Source organism: Blastococcus sp. SYSU DS1024 (assembly GCF_054050795.1).
In genome coordinates, this window is sequence record NZ_JBJHAA010000019.1 from 1 (window position 1) to 18,243 (window position 18,243).

Here is an 18,243-nt window from a genome sequence, read left to right on the forward strand (position 1 = left end):
GGGATCGTTCATCTGTGCCTCCTGGCTGTTGCAGCAGCGGGGAAGCACCCGGTGGTCTCGGGACGTGCACGCCGGTCGCTCACTGATCGGCGCTCGAGGCGCTCAGCCCTGTCGCCAGTCGGCACGTCCCGGGCCACCGGATCCTGCAGAACTCAGTCTGGCTGTGACCTCCAGCAAGGCAGGCTGGCAGTGATCCGGTGGGGACCCGGGGTGCGCCAGTGACCTTCTCAGTCAGTCACCGGCCCGTCGAGGGTCCTCCAGTGAGGAAGGACGTCGTCCTCCCCGCCCGGCGCACGCGGCGGGGAGGACGGCCGCGCTCAGAACGAGTCGGGGCACCAGGGCGTGACGGGCCAGCCGAACGCCGTCGACGCGAGCGTGACCGCGCCGGGGCTGATCTCGGTCACCCGGCCCGCGCCCTGCAGGGACGCGAGCGAGACGCCGCCCAGGTAGGCAGCCGAGAGCTCCTCGATGCCGAGCACGATGTCGGGGTCGCGGTCGGTACGGCCGCAGTAGCCACCGGCCGGGTGCCCGGAGAGCCGCCAGCGCCCCTCGTTCCACGGGCAGAACGCGTCCCGCACCTCCAGCACGAGGTCGATGGGGGCGGGGTAGCGGCGGGCCGCCAGAGCCCGGTCGACGTCGACCAGCCGCACCCACAGCCCGTCGACCGGCGTGCTGTGCAGCGCGCGGGCATCGGTGACCAGCCAGCGCAGCGGGTCGTCCGGCGAGGCCGCCGGGTACTTCACCGTGCGCACCAGGTCGACCGACAACAGCACCCGCCACAGCGCGGCGTAGGCCGGGGTGCTGGTCGCCCGCACCTCCTCGACGGTCAGGGTGCCGTCGGGCTCGCCGGTGTCGCTCCAGGCACCCTTCACCCGGTAGGCGGCGTACCCGGTGACCGTGCCGTCGGCCTCGCGGTGCAGCAGGTAGCGGCGTTCGGTGGCCCCGTGCCGCTGGGACGGGTCGTCCCGCAGCCGCCGGTCCCACCAGCGGTCGTCGCGCACCATGTTCCCGGGCACCCAGCGGTGCGCCGCCCGGTGCACGTCCACGGCGGCCGGGCGGTACTGCTCGACCGGCACCTGCTCCACCCGGCCGGTGCCGAGGTCGGCGTCCGGGCGCAGCCGCAAGCGCTCGGTGCGGCCGGAGAACCGCGCCTCCACCGTCGCCGGCGCGTAGCCGAACCGGCCGTAGATGGGGTACTCGGCCGCCCAGAGCGCGGCCACCGGCTCGCGCTGCTGCTCGTGCAGCTCGGTGAGCTGGCGGCGCATGATCGCGGTGAGCACGCCGCGCCGGCGGTGGGTCGCCGCGACGGTCACCCAGGTGATGCCGGCGCAGGGCACCAGCGCACCGGGGACGGCGAGCGTCCGGCTGTAGATGCCGGCGGTGGCGACGACGCGGTCGCCCTCCCAGAGCGCCAGCGACCGGTCCAGCTCGGCGACCGACGACGGCCGTTCGGCGAGGTCGGCCGGCGGCTCGTCGGCGAAGACGTCGTGCATGGCCCGGCTGAAGGCGGGCCACTCGTCGAGGGTCACCGGCCGGAACCGGGCGTCGAGGTCGGTCACGCCGATGTGTCTACCGGGCGGGTCCGACGGGCCGCCAGCGAGTTCGGCCCAGCCCGCGCAGCTGGGCCAGGGCGGCGAGCACGTGGCGGTGCTGGTCCTCGTCGGGGAGCCCGCGTAGCCCGACCGCGGTGCCGCGGTCGGCTCGGCGCGCGCTGCCCACCGCCCGCCGCCGGGGTGTCCGGCGCCGTGGCCCGGGCGGATCCCCCGCTAGGGTCGATGGCGTCACGCCGGCGTCGACGTGCTCCGTTCGCCGGCGCCCCGACCGACGGAGGCTCCTCGTGCGCTCTCGCGCCGTTCCGCTCGCACTCAGCGCGGCCCTGCTGGCCGGCTGCACCTCGTCCGGCGACGAGGAGGCCGAGGAGGCCCAGGTGGCCGAGGCCGTCACCTCGGCACCCGACGAACGGCTGACGGTCGTCGCGGACGCCGATCCGGTGGGGACGGCGGTGAGCGCGAGCCGCGCGCTGTTCGACTCCTCCGACGTCGCGGTGCTCGCGGACGAGGACGACTCGGCCGGCTTGCTGCTGGGTGCGTCCGCGGCGGTCGCGCTGGGCGTCCCGCTGCTGGTCACCGGCGGCGCGGAGGCGCCGGAGCCGGTGACGGGGGAGCTGGAGCGGCTGGGGACGGGCACCGTGCTGGCCGTCGGGGACGTCGCGCTGCCGGAGGGAGCGGAGCCGGAGGTGGTGACGGTCCAGGCGGACGCCGAGGCGGTCGCCGAGGCGACCGGCGTCGACCTCGCCGAGGGCGACCCCGTCCCGGCCGACGGAGAGGCCGCGGCCGTGGCGGGCCTGGACCCCGAACAGCCCGCCGCGCTGCGGCCGGAGGGCGGCGGCGGGACGGCGGGGCAGACCGCCGGGGAGACCGGAGAGGAGGGCTCCGACGCGGAGCTCCCCGAGACCACCCGCCCCGAACCGCTCGAGGAGACCGTGGTGCTGGCCTCGGGCGAGCCCGGGTCGGTGGCCGGCATCGCGACGGCCCGCGCGGCAGGCGCCCGGGTGCTGCTGACCGGGGGGACGACCGACCCCCGGGCGTCCGCCGACCTCGTGCGCGCCCTCGGCGAGGCGCAGCCCGAGTCGGTCGTCGCCCTCGGCGCGGGCTTCGCCGCCGAGGACGGTCTGGACTGGAAGGTCGAGACCGCCGCCACCGGGGTCGAGCTCCCCGGCGGCGGCCAGACGCTCTTCCCGGGCAAGCTGCTCGTGGCCCTCTACGGGCACCCCGGCACCGCCGCCCTGGGGCTCATGGGCGAGCAGCCGGTCGACGCTGCCGTCGAGCGGGCGCGAGCACACGCGGCGCCCTACGAGCCGCTGGTCGAGGAGACGGTGGTGCCGGCCTTCGAGATCATCGCGACCATCGCGTCGGCCTCGGCCGGGGCCGACGGCGATTACTCCGCGGAGGCCGATCCGGAGTTCCTGCGGCCGTGGGTGGACGCGGCCGGCGAGGCCGGGCTGTACGTCGTCCTCGACCTCCAGCCCGGGCGCACCGACTTCGTCACCCAGGCCGAGCTGTACCGGTCGCTGCTGGAGGAGCCGCACGTCGGGCTGGCGCTGGACCCGGAGTGGCGGCTGGGCCCGAACGAGGTGCACCTGCGGCAGATCGGGTCGGTGGACATCGAGGAGGTCAACCGGGTGGTGCACTGGCTGGCCGACCTCACCCGCGACAACCAGCTGCCGCAGAAGCTGCTGGTGCTGCACCAGTTCCGGCTCGACATGATCCCGGGCCGCGAGCGGGTGGACCTCAGCCGCGACGAGCTGGCCGTGATGGTGCACGCCGACGGCCAGGGCGGGCAGGGCGCCAAGCAGGGCACGTGGGCGGTGCTGCGGCGGGACGCCCCCGAAGGCCTGTGGTGGGGCTGGAAGAACTTCTACGACGAGGACATCCCGATGCTCACGCCGGAGCAGACGATCGAGCAGGTGGAGCCCGATCCGCAGCTGATCAGTTACCAGTAGGCCCCGGGCCGTTCGCGCGGCCGTCAGCGCCGGTCCCTACCGTCCTCTCCCGGATCCCCTGCGCACCGTCACGGGGACCACCGATGGAGAGGAACGACCGGATGAGACGGCGGACCACGCTGTCCGTGGCGGCCGCGGTGGCGGCGCTGACCATGGCGCCCCTGAGCCCCGCCGCGGCGGCGCCCGGCACGGCGGACGACCTGACGCTGACCATGCTGGCCACCACCGACCTGCACGGGCGCGTGCAGAACTGGGACTACTTCGCCGACCGGCCCTACTCGGAGCGGGCCGGCTTCGAGACCGGGCTGGCGAAGGTGGCCACGGTCGTCGACTCGGTCCGCGCCGAGCGCGGCGAGGAGAGCGTCTTCGTGGTCGACAACGGCGACTTCCTGCAGGGCACGCCGCTGACCTACTACTACGCCAAGCAGGAGCCGGTCACCCGGACCCGCGTCGAGCACCCGATGGCGGCCGCGTTCGACGTGATCGGCTACGACGCCCAGGTCGTGGGCAACCACGAGTTCAACTACGGCCTGGACCTGCTGCGGCGCTACGTCCACGACGTCGACCACCCCGTGCTCGGCGCCAACGTGCTCCACGAGCCGTCGCGCCAGCCCTACCTGCCGCCGTACACGATCAAGCAGATGCGCGTGCCCGGCCACAAGCCGGTCAAGGTCGGCATCATCGGCCTGACCACCCCCGGTTCGGCCATCTGGGACAAGGGCAACGTCGAGGGCCGCGTCACGTTCCAGGACATGGTCGAGGCGGCGCAGCGGTGGGTGCCGGTCGTCGACCGGAAGGCCGACGTCGTCGTCGTCCTCTCGCACGCAGGCGTCGGGGGGACGTCGTCCTACGGCCCCGAGGTGCCCACCGAGAACCCCTCGGACGTCATCGCCCGCACCGTGCCCGGCATCGACGCGATGGTGGTCGGCCACACGCACCGCAACGCCCCCTCCCAGGTGGTGACGAACGAGGTCACCGGCGAGGACGTGCTGCTCACCCAGCCCTACCGCTGGGGCGCGACCGTCTCGCAGGTCGACATCGAGCTGCACCAGGAGCGCGGGAAGTGGGACGTCGTCGGCACCTCCGCGCAGGCGCTGAGCACCGCGGGGGTCGAGGAGTCGCCCGAGGTGCTGGCCGCCACGGCGGAGGCGCACCGGAAGACGGTGGAGTACGTCAACCAGGTGGTGGCCACCTCGGCGGAGGAGTTCTCCGCGCGTACCAGCCGGTACGAGGACACCGCCATCCTGGACTTCATCCAGGACGTGCAGACCGACACCGTGGCCGCCGCCCTCGAGGGCACCGACCGGGCCGACCTGCCGGTGCTGTCGATCGCGGCGCCGTTCAGCCGGGAGGCCGTGTTCCCGGCCGGTGACGTCACCGTCCGCGACATCGCCGGGCTCTACATCTACGACAACACCCTCGAGGCCGTGGAGCTCACCGGGGCCCAGCTGAAGGAGTACCTGGAGTTCTCGGCCCGGTACTTCGAGCAGGTGCCGGTCACCGGGGACGTCGACCCGGAGACGATCACCAACGCGGTCGTGGACGGCTTCCCGAACGGGATCCCGGACTACAACTACGACATCCTCTCCGGCGTCGACTACGGCATCGACGTGTCCCGGCCGGCCGGCTCGCGCATCGTCGGGCTCTCCTACGAGGGGACGCCGGTAACCGACGGTGACCGGTTCGTCGTGGCGGTGAACAACTACCGCCGCAGCGGGGGCGGTGGGTTCCCGGCGATCAGCACCGCGCCGGTGGTCTACAACGAGCAGCTGGAGATCCGGCAGCTGCTCATCGAGCGGGCCCAGCAGGAGGGCGTGATCGACCCGGCGGAGTTCTTCGTCGAGAACTGGCAGCTCGTCCGCGACGGTGAGCCGCTGATCCCGTGACGCCCTGACACCGACCCGCCCGACCCGGGTGGGAGCGGGCGGGAGCCCCGGAGCGCTCGTCGCGCCGGGGCTCCCGTTCTGTCGGGGGCCTGTGGTGTGCTGACGCACACATCGACCCGCGAGGAGTGAACTCCTGTGACCAGTGCCGTCATCGGCCCCGCCGACCAGCTCGACCCCAGGCTGCTCGAGCACCGCCGTGAGCTCACCGGTTACTGCTATCGCATGCTCGGCTCGGTGTTCGACGCCGAGGACGCGGTGCAGGAGACGCTGGTCCGCGCGTGGCGCGGGCTCGGGGACTTCGAGGGCCGCTCGGCGGTCCGCTCGTGGCTGTACCGGATCGCGACGAACGTCTGCCTGGACGCGCTCAACGGCCGGTCACGGCGCGCCCTGCCGATGGACCTGGCGGGGTCGCCCTCCCCGCCGGTCCCGGCGTCGCTGGCCGGGCGCAAGCCGGCGTCGACGTGGATCGAGCCGGTGCTCGACCGCCAGGTCCTGCCGGAGGACGGCGACCCGGCCGAGCAGGCGGTGGCCCGCGAGTCGGTGCGGCTGGCCTTCGTCGCCGCCCTGCAGCACCTGCCGCCCAAGCAGCGGGCGGTCCTGATCCTGCGCGAGGTGCTGCGCTGGAAGGCCGACGAGGTGGCCGAGCTGCTCGACACCACCGTGGCCTCGGTGAACAGTGCGCTGCAGCGCGCCCGGGCGACGCTCGCCGACGTGGGCGGCCGCCCGGCGCCCCGCACCCTCGACGACGAGGACCGCGCGCTGCTGGCCCGCTACCTCGACGCCTTCGAGCGCTACGACATCGACGCGTTCGTGCAGCTGCTGCACGAGGACGCCACCCAGCACATGCCGCCGTTCGAGATGTGGTTGCGAGGCCGCGACGACATCGGTGCGTGGATGGTGACCGAGCCGGCCAGCGCGTGCCGAGGGTCCCGGCTGATCCAGACCTCGGCCAACGGGACGCCGGCCTTCGCCCAGTACCGACCGGCCGAGGGTGGTGGTCACCTGCCCTGGGGCCTGCACGTGCTGGAGATCGAGGACGGCCGGATCGCCCACATCTCCAGCTTCCTGAACCTCGACTGCGAGCTGTTCGCCGCGCTCGGGTTGCCGAGGCAGCTGTAGCCGGCGGCGCCGCCGCACCGGCGCCGACGCGTTCCGCATCCGCTTGACCCGGCCCCGACCAGCGCCGACCCTGGGGCGATGACGGCGGTACCGCCCGTGAACGGGCGATGGGCGTGGGACGCGCGCGGTGAGGGCCGAGCGGTCCGGGTCTCGACGCACACCGAGAACGGCCTGGTCAACCTGAGCCTCTGGCGCGGCGAGACCTGCGTCGGAACGGCCCGGCTGGCGCCGGAGGACGTGAACCAGCTGGTCACCGGGCTGGTCGAGGGGCTGACCACGCTGGCCGCGCGGCCCCGGGTCGTCGGCCCGGACGCGACCCGCGTCGTCGAGTTGGAGTCCCGGCTGGAACGCCTGGAGCAGCAGCGGGCACCGCTGTGGCGCCGGGCCGCCGACGCGGCCGGCGGCTGGGCGGTGCGGCAGGCCGCGCGCCGGCCGCGCTGACCCTCCGGGGCGCGCTGCGGGGGAGGCCGCGTGAACTACCGGTCACGGCCCTCCCGGCAACGGGTTGGCCGCCGCCGAGACGGTCAGGCGCCGGCAGCACCACTGTCCGGAGCGGACGTCAGGCATCGACCGAAGCGGGCATCCTGCGCCGGCGCCGCCGGTCAGTTCCCCGCCGGGTGCGCCGGGAGTCGAGCAGGACCCGCCCGAGCAGCCGCGGGTGCGTGAGCGCCTGCGGTCGGGAGAGCATCCCGACGACCCGGATGAACGCCTCGGCCACCTGCGGGTCGTGATGAGCCGCCGGGAGCAGACGCTGCAGGTAGGCGGTGGTGAGCCGCCAGGACACCGGCCGTGGTCCGTCGACGTCCGGGTGCGCCAGGTCGGAGCCGGTGGCGAGGTCCCACGCGTCCTGAACCGCCCACCGTGCGGCCGACAGCGTCCGGAGGCCGACGTGGTCCAGGCCGTGCCCGTCCAGGACGCGCGCCAGTTCCAGGGCCTCGATGATCGCCACGGTCATGCCCTGTCCGAAGCGGGGGTCGAAGGAGCAGACCGCGTCGCCGGCGACGAGGTAGCGCTCGGGCAGGTGGCGCAGCCGGTCGTACCGCCGCCGGGAGAAGGCGGGGAAGGCGGTGCGCACGGCGTCCCCCACCGGCTCGGCGCCGGCGACGACGCCGTGCAGGTCGGAGTTCCACAGGCTGGCCGCGTAGTCGGTGAAGCCGGCCAGGTCCGCCGGGGGACGTTCGCCGAGCATCCCGATGAGGGTGACCAGCCACCGGCCCTCCTCGACGGCGAGCGCGGCCGCGCCCCTGCGACCGCCCGGGGGGACGTCGATCAGCACGTTGCGGCCGCCGCCCAGGGCAGCGGGATCCCGGCGGAACAGTCGCGTGGTGTAGTGCACGTCGACCTTCAGCCGCTCCTCGGCGGGGGCCTCGTAGCCCAGCTCGGCGAGCCAGTGCGGCGACCGCGAGCCGCGGCCCGTGGTGTCGACCACCAGGTCGGCGTCCAGCGTCCGCTCCTCCCCGGAATCCGCCTCCGACCGCAGCCGCACCCCCGTGGCGCGGGTCCGGTCCGCGGTCGTCCGCAGGCCGCGGGCGGCCCAGCCGTCGAGCACCTCGACCCCGTCGAGCGCCCGGACCCGGTCGCGGACAACGCCCGCGATCAGCGGCCGGGTCGCTCCGGTGATCTGGAGCTCCGACCCGGTGAGGTCCAGGCGGCCGCCGCCCATGTGGAACCGCCACTCCGGCGCCGGGATGACGTGCGCTCCGCCGGCGGTGAGGTCGTCGACGATCCCGGGCAGCAGTTGCTCCAGCCGGGTCAGCCCGCCCGGGACGAGCAGGTGGATGTGCTGCCCCTGGGGGACCCCGCGGCGGTCCGCGGGACCTTCGGGCAGCACGTCCCGGTCGACCAGCGTGACGTGGTCGAAGCGCCGGGCCAGCGGCACTGCGTGCACCAGCCCGGCCATGCCGGCACCGAGCACGACGGCGTGTTCTCCGAGGTGGGTCACGGACTCCTCCTAGCGGCAGCTGCGGTGGCGTCTGCTCACGCTAGGAACGGCGGGACCGGCCCGGCATCGACCAGATGGTGCAACTGGGCGGGGGGCGCCTGCACCGTTCGGTGCAGGCGCCTACACCAGGTCGTGCTCGTACGCGTACGCCGTCGCCGCGGACCGGTTGGGGAGCGCCAGCTTGGTGAAGACGTTGTGCAGGTGCCGTGCCACGGTCTTGTCGCTGATGACCAGCTGCTCGGCGATCTCCCGGTTGGTGCGCCCCGCTGCCACGAGGCGGATCACGTCGAGCTCGCGGGGTGTCAGCCCTGCCGCCGCGTCCGGCGGAGCGGGTTCCGGGCGCCCGAGGTCGGGCGTGGCGCCGACCGCCGCGAAGACGCGCAGCGCCGCGGCCACCTCCACGGCGGCCGTGTCCTCGTCACCGAGCGCCCGCAGGGCCCGGGCGATCAGGATGCGGGTCCGGGCGGCCTCGTAGGGGGCGGGGAGCACCGTCCAGGTCGACAGGGCGTCCGACAGGTCGTCCAGCGCCGGCCGGTACCCGCCCTCGGCGAGCGACACCGCTCCCCGGGCGCGCGCGGCGGTCGCCAGGAGGACGCTCGTGCCGACGGCGTCCGCGATGCCGTCCAGCTCGACGCAGGCGGTCCGCGCCGCCTCGACGTCCCCCGCCGCCAGCATGATCTCGACGGCGGCAGCCAGCAGCTCCGCCCGCGGCCGCGGCGCGCACCTCCTCGGCGACGCCCCGAGGGCCGGGAGGCGCCCGGTCGACGGCACAGCGGATGGCGGCCACCGCCGTCCGCGTGCGTCCCTGGGCCAGCCGCAGCAGCGCCAGCCCCGGGTGCGGGTCGGAGCCCAGGGCGACCGCCTGCAGGAAGTCGGCCTCGGCGGCGGCGTGGTCGCCGCGCAACCGGTGCAGTTCGGCGCGCTGGTAGTGCGCCATCCCGGCCGCGGGGTCCGGTGGGTCCGACAGCCAGCGGCAGGCCCGGTCGGCCTCCACGACGGCCTCGCCCCAGTCGCCCCGCCACTGGGCCAGCTCGGACCGGTGCAGGAGGCACTGCCCCCGGAAGGGGACGAGACCTCCCTGCGCCTCGCACCACCCGTTCAGCGCGGCCGTCCACTGCTGGGCCCGCCGCAGGTCGAGGAGCTGCTGGCAGGCCAGGATCACGGCGCAGTAGACGAGCCCGGCTGCGACCGGCGAGACGCGTCCGGCCTGGACGGCCACCATCGCCTCGTCGAGCTGTGTCAGCCCGCGGGCAGCCTCGCCGTCCCGGATCAGCGCCTGGCCCTGTCCGAGGCAACCGAGGGTCGCCAGGTCGACGTCCCCGAACCGCCGGCCGATCGAGGTGGCCCGTGCGAAGGCGCGGTGCGCCGCCGCCGGATGCCCGTCGTCCAGCTCGCGCAGCCCCTCGGGGAGCAGCATGTAACCCCGCTCGGCGCAGTCGCGTGGCGCGCCCTCCTCGAGCACCCGGTGGGCCCGGGCGAGCCAGCCGCTGCCGCGCGCCTCCGCGCCGCGGGCCGAGATCAGCACCAGGCCGAGCCAGAACGCGCACCGGGCGGCAGGCTGCACGTCGCCGCGGTCGGCGAACGCCTGGTACGCCCGCTCCCACGCGGCTTCGGCGACCTGGTCGCGGCGGGTCAGCTGGGCGCTGAGCGCCAGCCGCTGGAGATCCTCCGCGTCCTGGAGCCCGCCCTGCGCCTCCGCGGCGAGCAGGAGGGTGCAGGCCTCCTCCCAGGAGCGGCGATCGACGGCCGCGCGCCCCAGCACGAGCCGGTCGGCTGCGTCGTCCATGACTCCTGGCTACACCCCGGCCGGTGGTTCGGGACAGAGTCGTCCGCGCGGCCGTGCGGGCGGATGCTCGGCGGCGGCCGAGCCGCGGAAATCAGGACGGGGCGGCACCTCCGGCCGGTGCCGGCGGGTGGGACCCCTCCGGTCCACGGACCGCCCCTGGAGCGCTCAGTGGTCGCCGGACGTACGCGGCCGCGACGAGCGCACCGACAGCCAGCAGCCCGGCCAGGATCAGCATCGCGGTGCGGAAGCCGTCGGCGAAGGTCGAGGGCTCGGTGTAGTCGGCGCCGCCGAGCCCGGCCGCGACCGGGACGACCGCCACCGCGAGCAGGCCGGCGGCGCGGGCCACCGCGTTGTTGACCCCCGACGCCACGCCGGCGTGGCGGTCGGCGGCGGAGGCGAGCACGGTGGCGGTCAGCGGGGCCACCAGCAGCGTGAGGCCCGCGCCGAAGAGCGCCACGGCCGGGAACACGTCGCGCAGGTAGGAGGCGTCCTCACCGATCCGGAGCATCAGCAGGACTCCGGCCGCCGCCACGGCCGGTCCGCCGGTGAGCAGGGCGCGCGGCCCGATCCGCTGGGCCAGCGCCCCGACGCGGGCGGAGAACAGCAGCATGAGGACGGTGACGGGCAGCAGCGCGGTGCCGGCCAGCAGCGGGCTGAAACCGGAGACCACCTGCAGCTGCAGGACGAGCAGCACGAACAGCGCACCGAGCGCGGCGTAGACGAAGAAGGTCACCGCGTTGGCGGCCGTGAACTGCCGGTCGGCGAAGAGCGCCGGGGGGACCAGCGGGTGCCGCGACCGGCGCTCGACCACGACGAACGCCGCCAGGGCGAGGGCCCCGACCGCGGCCCACAGCCAGGCGCCCGCGCCCGCCCCCGCGTCCCCGGCAGCGGTGAGGGCGTAGGTCAGGGCGCCGAGCCCCGTGACGACCAGCGCCGTCCCGGCCCAGTCCAGCCGCGGGGCGGCCGCCGGGTCGCGGGACTCGGGGACGTGCCGCACGACGACGGCGATGACCACGGCCCCCACCGGCAGGTTGACGAGGAAGACGGCTCGCCAGCTCCACTCGACCAGCCAGCCGCCGACGAACGGCCCGATCGCGGCGGCGATGCCGGAGAACCCCGACCAGGCGCCGACGGCGGCGGCACGGTCGGGCCCGGCGAAGGACGCCGAGATGATCGCCAGGCTGCCCGGCGTCAGCAGGGCCCCGCCGACTCCCTGCAGGGCCCGGGCGGCGACGAGCGTGCCGACGTCCGGGGCCAGGCCGCACAGCAGCGAGGCGAGGGCGAACCAGCAGACGCCGACGACGAAGATCCGGCGCCGCCCGTACCGGTCGCTGAGCGATCCGCCCAGCAGGATCAGCGTGGCGAGGGTGAGCGTGTAGGCGTTGACCGTCCACTGCAGCCCGGCGAAGTCCGCGCCCAGGTCGGCGCCGATCCGCTCCAGGGCCACGTTGACGACCGTCGCGTCCAGCATCGCCACGCCCGAGCCGAGAACCGTCGCGAGCAGCACCCACCGCCCCTGGGCCGTGCCCATGCGCAGTCCGGTCGCCGCCGCGGCAGGTGACGTCACGGGCGACTCCCTCCGCCGGCTGCGTGCTGTCCGCCGTTGTGCAACGCCGCCACCGACCACGGATTCCCGCCCGCCGGCCGGCCTGGGGAGATGCCGCGGCGGCGCGCATGATGTCGGGCATGGCGCCCGAGGCGGAGGAGTTCATCGCGGCGGGCTCGGTGCCCGGCTACCTGGGTCCCACGGCGGCGCTGGTGGTCGCCGCCGCGGTGATCGGGTACCTGTCGGCCCGCGCCCGCGTCGTCCCGATCGTCGGGTTCCTGGTGGCCGGCGTGTTGATCGGCCCGGCCCAGCTGGGTGTGGTGGACAGCAGCGAGGCGGTGGAGGCCGCCGCGGACATCGGCGTCATCCTCCTGCTGTTCACCATCGGGATCGAGTTCTCGCTGGAGCGCCTGGCCCGGGTGTGGACGTGGATCGCCGTCGCCGGCGGGCTGCAGCTGGTGCTCGCCACCGGCGCCGGGCTGGGGCTGACGCTGGCGCTGGGCGGCGGGTGGCGCGACGGGCTGTTCACCGGGTTCCTGCTGGCGCTGTCGTCCACGGCGATCGTGCTCAAGCTGCTGGGGGAGCGGCGGGAGAGCTCCGCCGTCCGCGGCCGCCTGGCGCTGGCGGTGCTCATCGCCCAGGACCTCGCGGTGGTGGCGATGGTGCTGGTCGTGCCGCTGCTCGACCCGACCGCGGACGGCGGCGGCTCCGCCGGCGGCTCGCTGCTGGGGGCGGTGCTCACCGCGGTGGGGGTCATCGTCGCGGTGCTGGTGCTGGCCCGGCGGGTGATGCCGGCGCTGCTGGACGTGGTGGCGCGCACCTGCTCCCCGGAGGTGTTCCTGCTCGCGATCGTCGCCGTCTGCTTCGGGACCGCCTACCTGACCGCGCTCGCCGGGGTGAGCGTGTCCCTCGGGGCCTTCCTGGCCGGTCTGGTGGTCAGCGAGAGCCGGGCCAGCACCCAGGCCCTCGCCGAGGTGCTGCCGCTGCAGATCGTGTTCAGCGCGGTCTTCTTCGTCTCGGTGGGCATGCTGCTCGACCTGGGATTCATGCTGGCCAACCTGCCGCTGGTGCTGGGGGTGGCCGCCGCGGTGCTGGTGCTGAAGACGCTGACCACCGCCGTCGCCGCCACCGCCGTCGGCATCCGGCTGCGCACCGCGGGCGCGACCGGGCTGCTGCTGGCGCAGGTCGGGGAGTTCTCCTTCGTCCTGCTCACCGTGGGCACCGCGGCGGGGCTGGCGCCGCTCGGGCTGGCCGACGACGGCGCCCAGGTCGCCGTCGCCGCCACGGTGCTGCTCATGCTGATCACCCCGCAGCTGGCCGCGGCGGCGGCGCGGCTGGACCGTTCCCGCGGCGCCGCCCCGGCCGCGACGGAGCAGGCGGCGCCCGACGGCGACGGCCCGCGGGACCACGTGGCGATCATCGGGTGGGGCCCCACGGCGCTGGAGCTCGCGGCCACGCTGCGCGACCGGGGGGTGGGCGTGGTGATGACGACGCTCAACCCCGACGGGGCCGCGGAGGCGGAGGCGGCCGGGCACGCCGTGGTGCGCGGCGACCCGACGAAGGGGGAGGTATTGCGGGTGGCCGGGGTGCCCGCCGCCCGCCTCGCCGTCGTCGCCGAGGACGACCCCGAGCAGGCGGTGCGGGTGGTCGCTTCCGCCCGCGCGGCCACCACCGCGCCGATCGTGGCGCGCCCGCTGGGTGCCGTCGACGTCGCCGAGCTGGCCGACGCCGGCGCCGACCACATCCTCGACCGGGACCGGCTCTCCGCCCGGGCGCTGGTGCGCTCGGTGCTCGCCGAGTTGGGGCACCCCGACGGGCACTCCGACCGCCGCCGGACCGTCGTCGACACCGCCCGGGTGGTCCGCTACGCGTGGCCCGCGAGCAGCGGCTGCGAGCACGGCGCGGCGTCCCGGCCGGTGCTTCCGCAGGCTTCCGGCTGCGTGGGGTGCCTGCGGGAGGGCACCGAGTGGGTGCACCTGCGCACCTGCCTGACCTGCGGGTACGTCGGGTGCTGCGACTCCTCGCCGGGCCGGCACGCGCGGGCGCACGCCACGGCGGAGGAGCACCCGCTGGTCGCCTCGGCCGAACCAGGGGAGAGCTGGGGCTACTGCTTCGTCGACGGGGTGACCGTGCCGGCCCCGGACGGCGCCGCGCCGGAGGCGGAGTCCTCGTCCCACTCGAACGTATAGCGCACCCCGGGGCTTGCGGCAAGACCCCGGGAGGGCCGCACACTCGCCCGCCGAGGCCGCTGACCGCGCGCGATCGCACCCGGCGGCGGCCCCGGATCGGAGCCGCTGCCGTGACCGTGTCCACCCGTGCCTTCGACCTCCCCGAGCGCCTGGCCGCCAAGGCCGACCCGGCGCTGATCGCCGCCGACGAGCGGCACTTCGCCGCCGTCGCCGAGAGCCTCGAACGATCGATCGCCGAGCTCTCCCAGCGACTGGCCGCCGAGCGCGCGGCCCCCGGCGGCGCCGGCCAGGCGGCGCTGGAGCGCGACCTGGAGGTGCACCGGCTCGTCGCCCGCCTGCGCACCCTGCGCCGGTTCGGGCTGGATCTCTGCCTGGGGCGCGTGGTCCCCGCGGACGGCGGCGAGCCGGTGTACGTGGGCCGGCTCGGGCTCACCGACGGCGCCGGTCGCCGGCTGCTCGTCGACTGGCGGTCGTCGGCGGCGGAGCCGTTCTTCGCCGCCACCCACGCCGACCCGATGGGGCTGGCCAGCCGCCGCCGCTACCGCTGGACCCGAGGCCGGATCACCGACTACTGGGACGAGGTCTTCACCCCCGAGGGGCTCGTGGGCCACGCCGCGCTCGACGACCAGTCCGCCTTCCTCGCCGGCCTGGGCGGCACCCGGTCGGCCCGGATGCGCGACGTGCTCGCCACCATCCAGGCCGATCAGGACGCGATCATCCGCGCCGGCTCCCGCGGTGCCCTCGTCGTCGACGGTGGGCCGGGCACCGGCAAGACCGTCGTCGCCCTGCACCGCGCCGCCTACCTGCTCTACGCCGACCCGCGCCGCGGGCACCGCGGTGGCGGCGTGCTGTTCGTCGGCCCGCACGAGCCGTACCTGGCTTACGTCGCCGACATTCTGCCCGGGCTGGGGGAGGAGGGCGTGCGCACGTGCACCCTGCGCGACCTGGTGCCCGAGGGAGCGGGCGCGGTGGCCGAGGCCGACCCGGAGGTGGCCCGGCTCAAGTCCTCCGTGGAGATGGTCGCGGCGATCGAGGCCGCCGTCCGGTTCTACGAGGAGCCGCCGGCCCGGGGGACGACGGTGACGACGCCGTGGGACGACGTCCGGCTGACCGCCGAGGACTGGGCCGAGGCGTTCGAGGCGCCCGAGCCCGGCACCCCGCACAACGAGGCGCGCGAGCAGGTGTGGGCGGCGCTGCTGGAGATCGTGGTGGACGCGCACGACGCCGACGTCGACCCCTCCCTGGTCCGCGCCGCGCTGGAGGAGGACCGGGATCTGCGGGCGGTGTTCGACCGGGCGTGGCCGCTGATCGACCCGGCGGACCTCGTCGGTGACCTGTGGTCGGTGCCGGCCTACCTGCGGCGGTGCGCCCCGTGGCTGGGGGCTGCGGACGTGCGCCGGCTGCAGCGCCCGGACCCGCGCGCGTGGACGGTGGCGGACCTGCCGCTGCTCGACGCGGCGCGCACCCGGCTGGGCGATGCGGGGGCGGCCCGGCGGGCGCGGCGGGAGGCCGCCGTCGTGGCGTCGGAGCGCGAGCGCATGTCCGCGGTGATCGACGAGCTGATCGCGGCCGACGACTCCGAGCTGCTGCTGATGACCAGCCTGCGGCACGGTGATCTGCGGGATGCGCTGGTCGACCAGGCCGCGCTGCCGGCGGCGGCCGCCGACCCGCTGGCCGGCACGTTCGCGCACGTCGTGGTCGACGAGGCGCAGGAGTTGACCGACGCGGAGTGGTCGATGCTGCTGCGCCGCTGCCCGTCCCGGAGCTTCACCGTGGTGGGAGACCGGGCGCAGGCGCGGCGCGGGTTCCCGGAGTCGTGGGGGGAGCGGCTGCGTCGGGTCGGGCTCGCGGAGGTGCGCCGGATGTCGCTGACCGTGAACTACCGGACGCCGGCGGAGGTGATGGCGGAGGCGGAGCCGGTGATCCGCGCCGTGCTGCCGGACGCCAACGTGCCGACATCGGTCCGCAGCACCGGGGTCCCGGTCGTGCACGGGTCCGTGTCGTCGCTGCGCCGGATCGTCGACGAGTGGCTGGGCGCGCAGGCGGAGGGGATCGCCTGCGTGATCGGCGACCCGGCGTTCCCGGAGATGCCCCGGGTGCGGTCGCTGAGCCCGTCGCTGGCGAAGGGGCTGGAGTTCGACCTCGTCGTCCTCGTCGACCCCGAGCGGTTCGGGAGGGGCGTCGGGGGAGCGGTGGACCGCTACGTCGCGATGACCCGGGCGACCCAGGAGCTCGTCGTCCTCACGAGTGCGTGAGGGGTTGCGGTCGGCCGGCGCTGAGCGGGACGGAACCGGCATGGCCACCGTGAAACGGGCGCGGCTCCGGCACCGCCGACCACGATCGGACGGACCCGACCCGGTCGTCCCGTCAGTCCCCGCTGGGGTCCTCGGCCGGCGCGCCTGTCGACTGCTGGGTTCCGCCGTCCACCCCGCACGGCGTGCTGCCCGGGCCGCCTCCGTGAGGCGACGAACCCGCGATCAGCCACAAGCCGTTGACCTGCTGGAACCTGTAGTCCAGGGACCAGTCCGTGCAGGTCTCGTCAGGACGGTCCTGAGGTCCTGCGCCGGCCTCCTGCTGGCTGGTGAAGGTGAGCCAGACGATGACCTCGTCTCCCGCGCGCCGTGCCTCGTGCACCGCGAAGCCGTAGTCCTGGCTCGTACGCACGGCATCGCGGAACCGCTCGAAGTCCATGTCCTGCGGAGTTCGCTGCGCGAAGGCGGTTGCGAAGTCCCCGTTGTTGATGGCGCGGAAGTAGACGTTGAGGGTCGATGCCACATGCCGGGCAGTGGCCGCATCGATCTGCGCCTCCGGCACGGTCACGCCCTCCGGACCCTTCGCATCTGGGCATTCGACGAGCGGGACGTCCTGGGGTGTTTCCATCCACGACCCGACCCGCTCCTGCGCGAGGCGGCCCGACACCGCCCAGTTGCCGCCCTCCCTGCCATTCGTCGGACCTGCGTCGTGGAGCCCGATCACCTCGCCGTCGGTGTTGAGGACCGGCCCGCCGCTGCTCCCGCTGGTGCTGGCGGCGTCGTGCTCGATGAGGCTGTGCCGAGCGAGCCCATCGATCACTGCCTTGCGGTCCAGGCCGTTCACGGTTCCCTGCGTGACGGTGAGCGGAGCGCCGTCCGGGAACCCGAGCACGGCCAAGCGGTCGGTGATCTCCGGCGGTTCAGCGGCGAGGGTGAAGAAGTGGCCCTGCAGGGGTGCGGCGGTCTCGAGAAGTGCCACATCCGCGGAATGGTCGATTCCCAGGATGCGTGCCGAGGTGGACGTCGTCCCCTGCACCACTCGCAGGACCTCCCCGTCGTCCACCACGTGCGCGACCGTCAGGACGAGGGTGGGAGCGAGCATGAAGCCGGAACCGATCCCGCCCGTGTCGCACGTGGACACCTCCAAGCGGACCACTCCGGAGGTCGCCTCTCGGATGATCTCCTCGAACGGGACCGGGCTCGGCTCGGCCTGCGTCGTGCTCCCGGGCGTCGTCGGGTCGGAGCTCCCTGGTTCGGACACCGTGGGGGACGTCGTCGCCACCGAGGAGGCAGGGGACTCGCTGGGCGGCTGTGCCGAGCCTGCACCCGGGGTCGCTGCAGGGGCGCCACCAGGCAAGCACCCGGCCATCACCACGACGGCGCCGAGCAGCCCCGTAGCGGTCACCACGCGGGGACTACGGAAACGTGCGCGCCAGCGCCGGCCCACCCGCACATGGCCTCCGCAGCGGTTCACGGGTGCAGGATCCGCCCGGCGTTCCTACGTGACAAGGGGCCCCGGTGTGCGGATCAGCAGACCTGGTCCGACGTCACACAGGGGAGCGGCGTGACCGCTTCCTGACCTGGACGTCAGAGCAAGGTCATCGTGGAGCGCCAGGTTCCGGGCCTCAGGACTTCCTCACCAACGGCCCGCCGTGGACTGAGGTCTTACGTGGAGCGGGTGACCGGGATCGAACCGGCATGGCCAGCTTGGAAGGCTAGGTCGCTTGAATAGTGTTTGCGCTGGTCAGCGGCAACCTGAGCGGACGCCGTGCCTTCCGCGTGCCTTCGCGTAATGCCGGCCGCAGGAGCTGCTCCTCGCAGTCACTCGATCAGCGGCCGCCCGCGTGCTGCGATCGGCGGCGCAATCCCGTGCCCCCGCTGGCCGGGAGGAGTGGGGGCCCTGTTGTCGTTACCGTCCAGGACGGCTCGCCCCGTCAGCGCATCAGCTCCACGGCGCAGGCTCGTGGAGAGGTCCCGACAGGCGTCGGGCAAATCGCCTCATCCCGGTTCTCGGCGAGCGG

At 74.9% G+C, this 18,243-nt stretch carries 12 protein-coding genes; 6 read left to right on the forward strand and 6 right to left on the reverse strand.

The features are described 5' to 3' along the window. Positions 1-317: 317 nt before the first annotated feature. The gene (locus ACI79S_RS16075) at positions 318-1,559 is read right to left on the reverse strand and encodes a GNAT family N-acetyltransferase (protein ID WP_456594447.1); all 1,242 of its coding nucleotides are present in this window, start codon (positions 1,557-1,559) and stop codon (positions 318-320) included. Positions 1,560-1,837: 278 nt separating this feature from the next. Between ACI79S_RS16075 and ACI79S_RS16080 the strand changes: the two genes are divergently transcribed. From ACI79S_RS16080 to ACI79S_RS16095, 4 genes are all read left to right on the forward strand, one after another. Continuing rightward, a complete protein-coding gene (locus ACI79S_RS16080) occupies positions 1,838-3,502 on the forward strand; it encodes a hypothetical protein (RefSeq protein ID WP_456594448.1) in 1,665 nt (554 codons plus the stop codon). A 101-nt stretch (positions 3,503-3,603) separates the two neighbouring features. Further along, positions 3,604-5,388 (forward strand): bifunctional metallophosphatase/5'-nucleotidase, encoded by a 1,785-nt coding sequence (locus ACI79S_RS16085; protein ID WP_456594449.1) that lies wholly within the window; start codon positions 3,604-3,606, stop codon positions 5,386-5,388. 135 nt (positions 5,389-5,523) lie between these two features. Next, positions 5,524-6,507, forward strand: a complete 984-nt coding sequence (locus ACI79S_RS16090) for a sigma-70 family RNA polymerase sigma factor (protein WP_456594450.1) — start codon at positions 5,524-5,526, stop codon at positions 6,505-6,507. Positions 6,508-6,585: 78 nt separating this feature from the next. Beyond that, the gene (locus tag ACI79S_RS16095; RefSeq protein WP_456594451.1) at positions 6,586-6,948 is read left to right on the forward strand and encodes a hypothetical protein; all 363 of its coding nucleotides are present in this window, start codon (positions 6,586-6,588) and stop codon (positions 6,946-6,948) included. Between the two features lie 118 nt (positions 6,949-7,066). On the opposite strand, the gene ACI79S_RS16100 is transcribed toward ACI79S_RS16095, so the two are convergent. From ACI79S_RS16100 to ACI79S_RS16115, 4 genes are all read right to left on the reverse strand, one after another. Further along, positions 7,067-8,449: an FAD-dependent oxidoreductase gene (locus tag ACI79S_RS16100; RefSeq protein ID WP_456594452.1), complete on the reverse strand. Its 1,383-nt coding sequence runs from the start codon at positions 8,447-8,449 to the stop codon at positions 7,067-7,069. A gap of 120 nt (positions 8,450-8,569) precedes the next feature. After that, a complete protein-coding gene (locus tag ACI79S_RS16105; RefSeq protein ID WP_456594453.1) occupies positions 8,570-8,938 on the reverse strand; it encodes a response regulator transcription factor in 369 nt (122 codons plus the stop codon). Beyond that, entirely contained in the window at positions 8,868-10,235 is a 1,368-nt protein-coding gene (locus tag ACI79S_RS16110; protein WP_456594454.1) for a hypothetical protein, read from the reverse strand. The genes ACI79S_RS16105 and ACI79S_RS16110 overlap by 71 nt, the downstream gene beginning before the upstream one ends. Before the next feature lie 91 nt (positions 10,236-10,326). Next, positions 10,327-11,802: an MFS transporter gene (locus ACI79S_RS16115; RefSeq protein WP_456594455.1), complete on the reverse strand. Its 1,476-nt coding sequence runs from the start codon at positions 11,800-11,802 to the stop codon at positions 10,327-10,329. A gap of 119 nt (positions 11,803-11,921) precedes the next feature. Here ACI79S_RS16115 and ACI79S_RS16120 point away from each other — a divergent pair, with 119 nt between their 5' ends. Further along, a complete protein-coding gene (locus ACI79S_RS16120; protein ID WP_456594456.1) occupies positions 11,922-13,970 on the forward strand; it encodes a cation:proton antiporter domain-containing protein in 2,049 nt (682 codons plus the stop codon). A gap of 110 nt (positions 13,971-14,080) precedes the next feature. Continuing rightward, positions 14,081-16,225: an RNA polymerase recycling motor ATPase HelR gene (gene helR, locus ACI79S_RS16125; protein ID WP_456594457.1), complete on the forward strand. Its 2,145-nt coding sequence runs from the start codon at positions 14,081-14,083 to the stop codon at positions 16,223-16,225. Positions 16,226-16,337: 112 nt separating this feature from the next. Here helR and ACI79S_RS16130 read toward each other — a convergent pair whose 3' ends face one another. After that, the gene (locus tag ACI79S_RS16130) at positions 16,338-17,504 is read right to left on the reverse strand and encodes a S1 family peptidase (protein WP_456594458.1); all 1,167 of its coding nucleotides are present in this window, start codon (positions 17,502-17,504) and stop codon (positions 16,338-16,340) included. Positions 17,505-18,243: the final 739 nt, after the last annotated feature.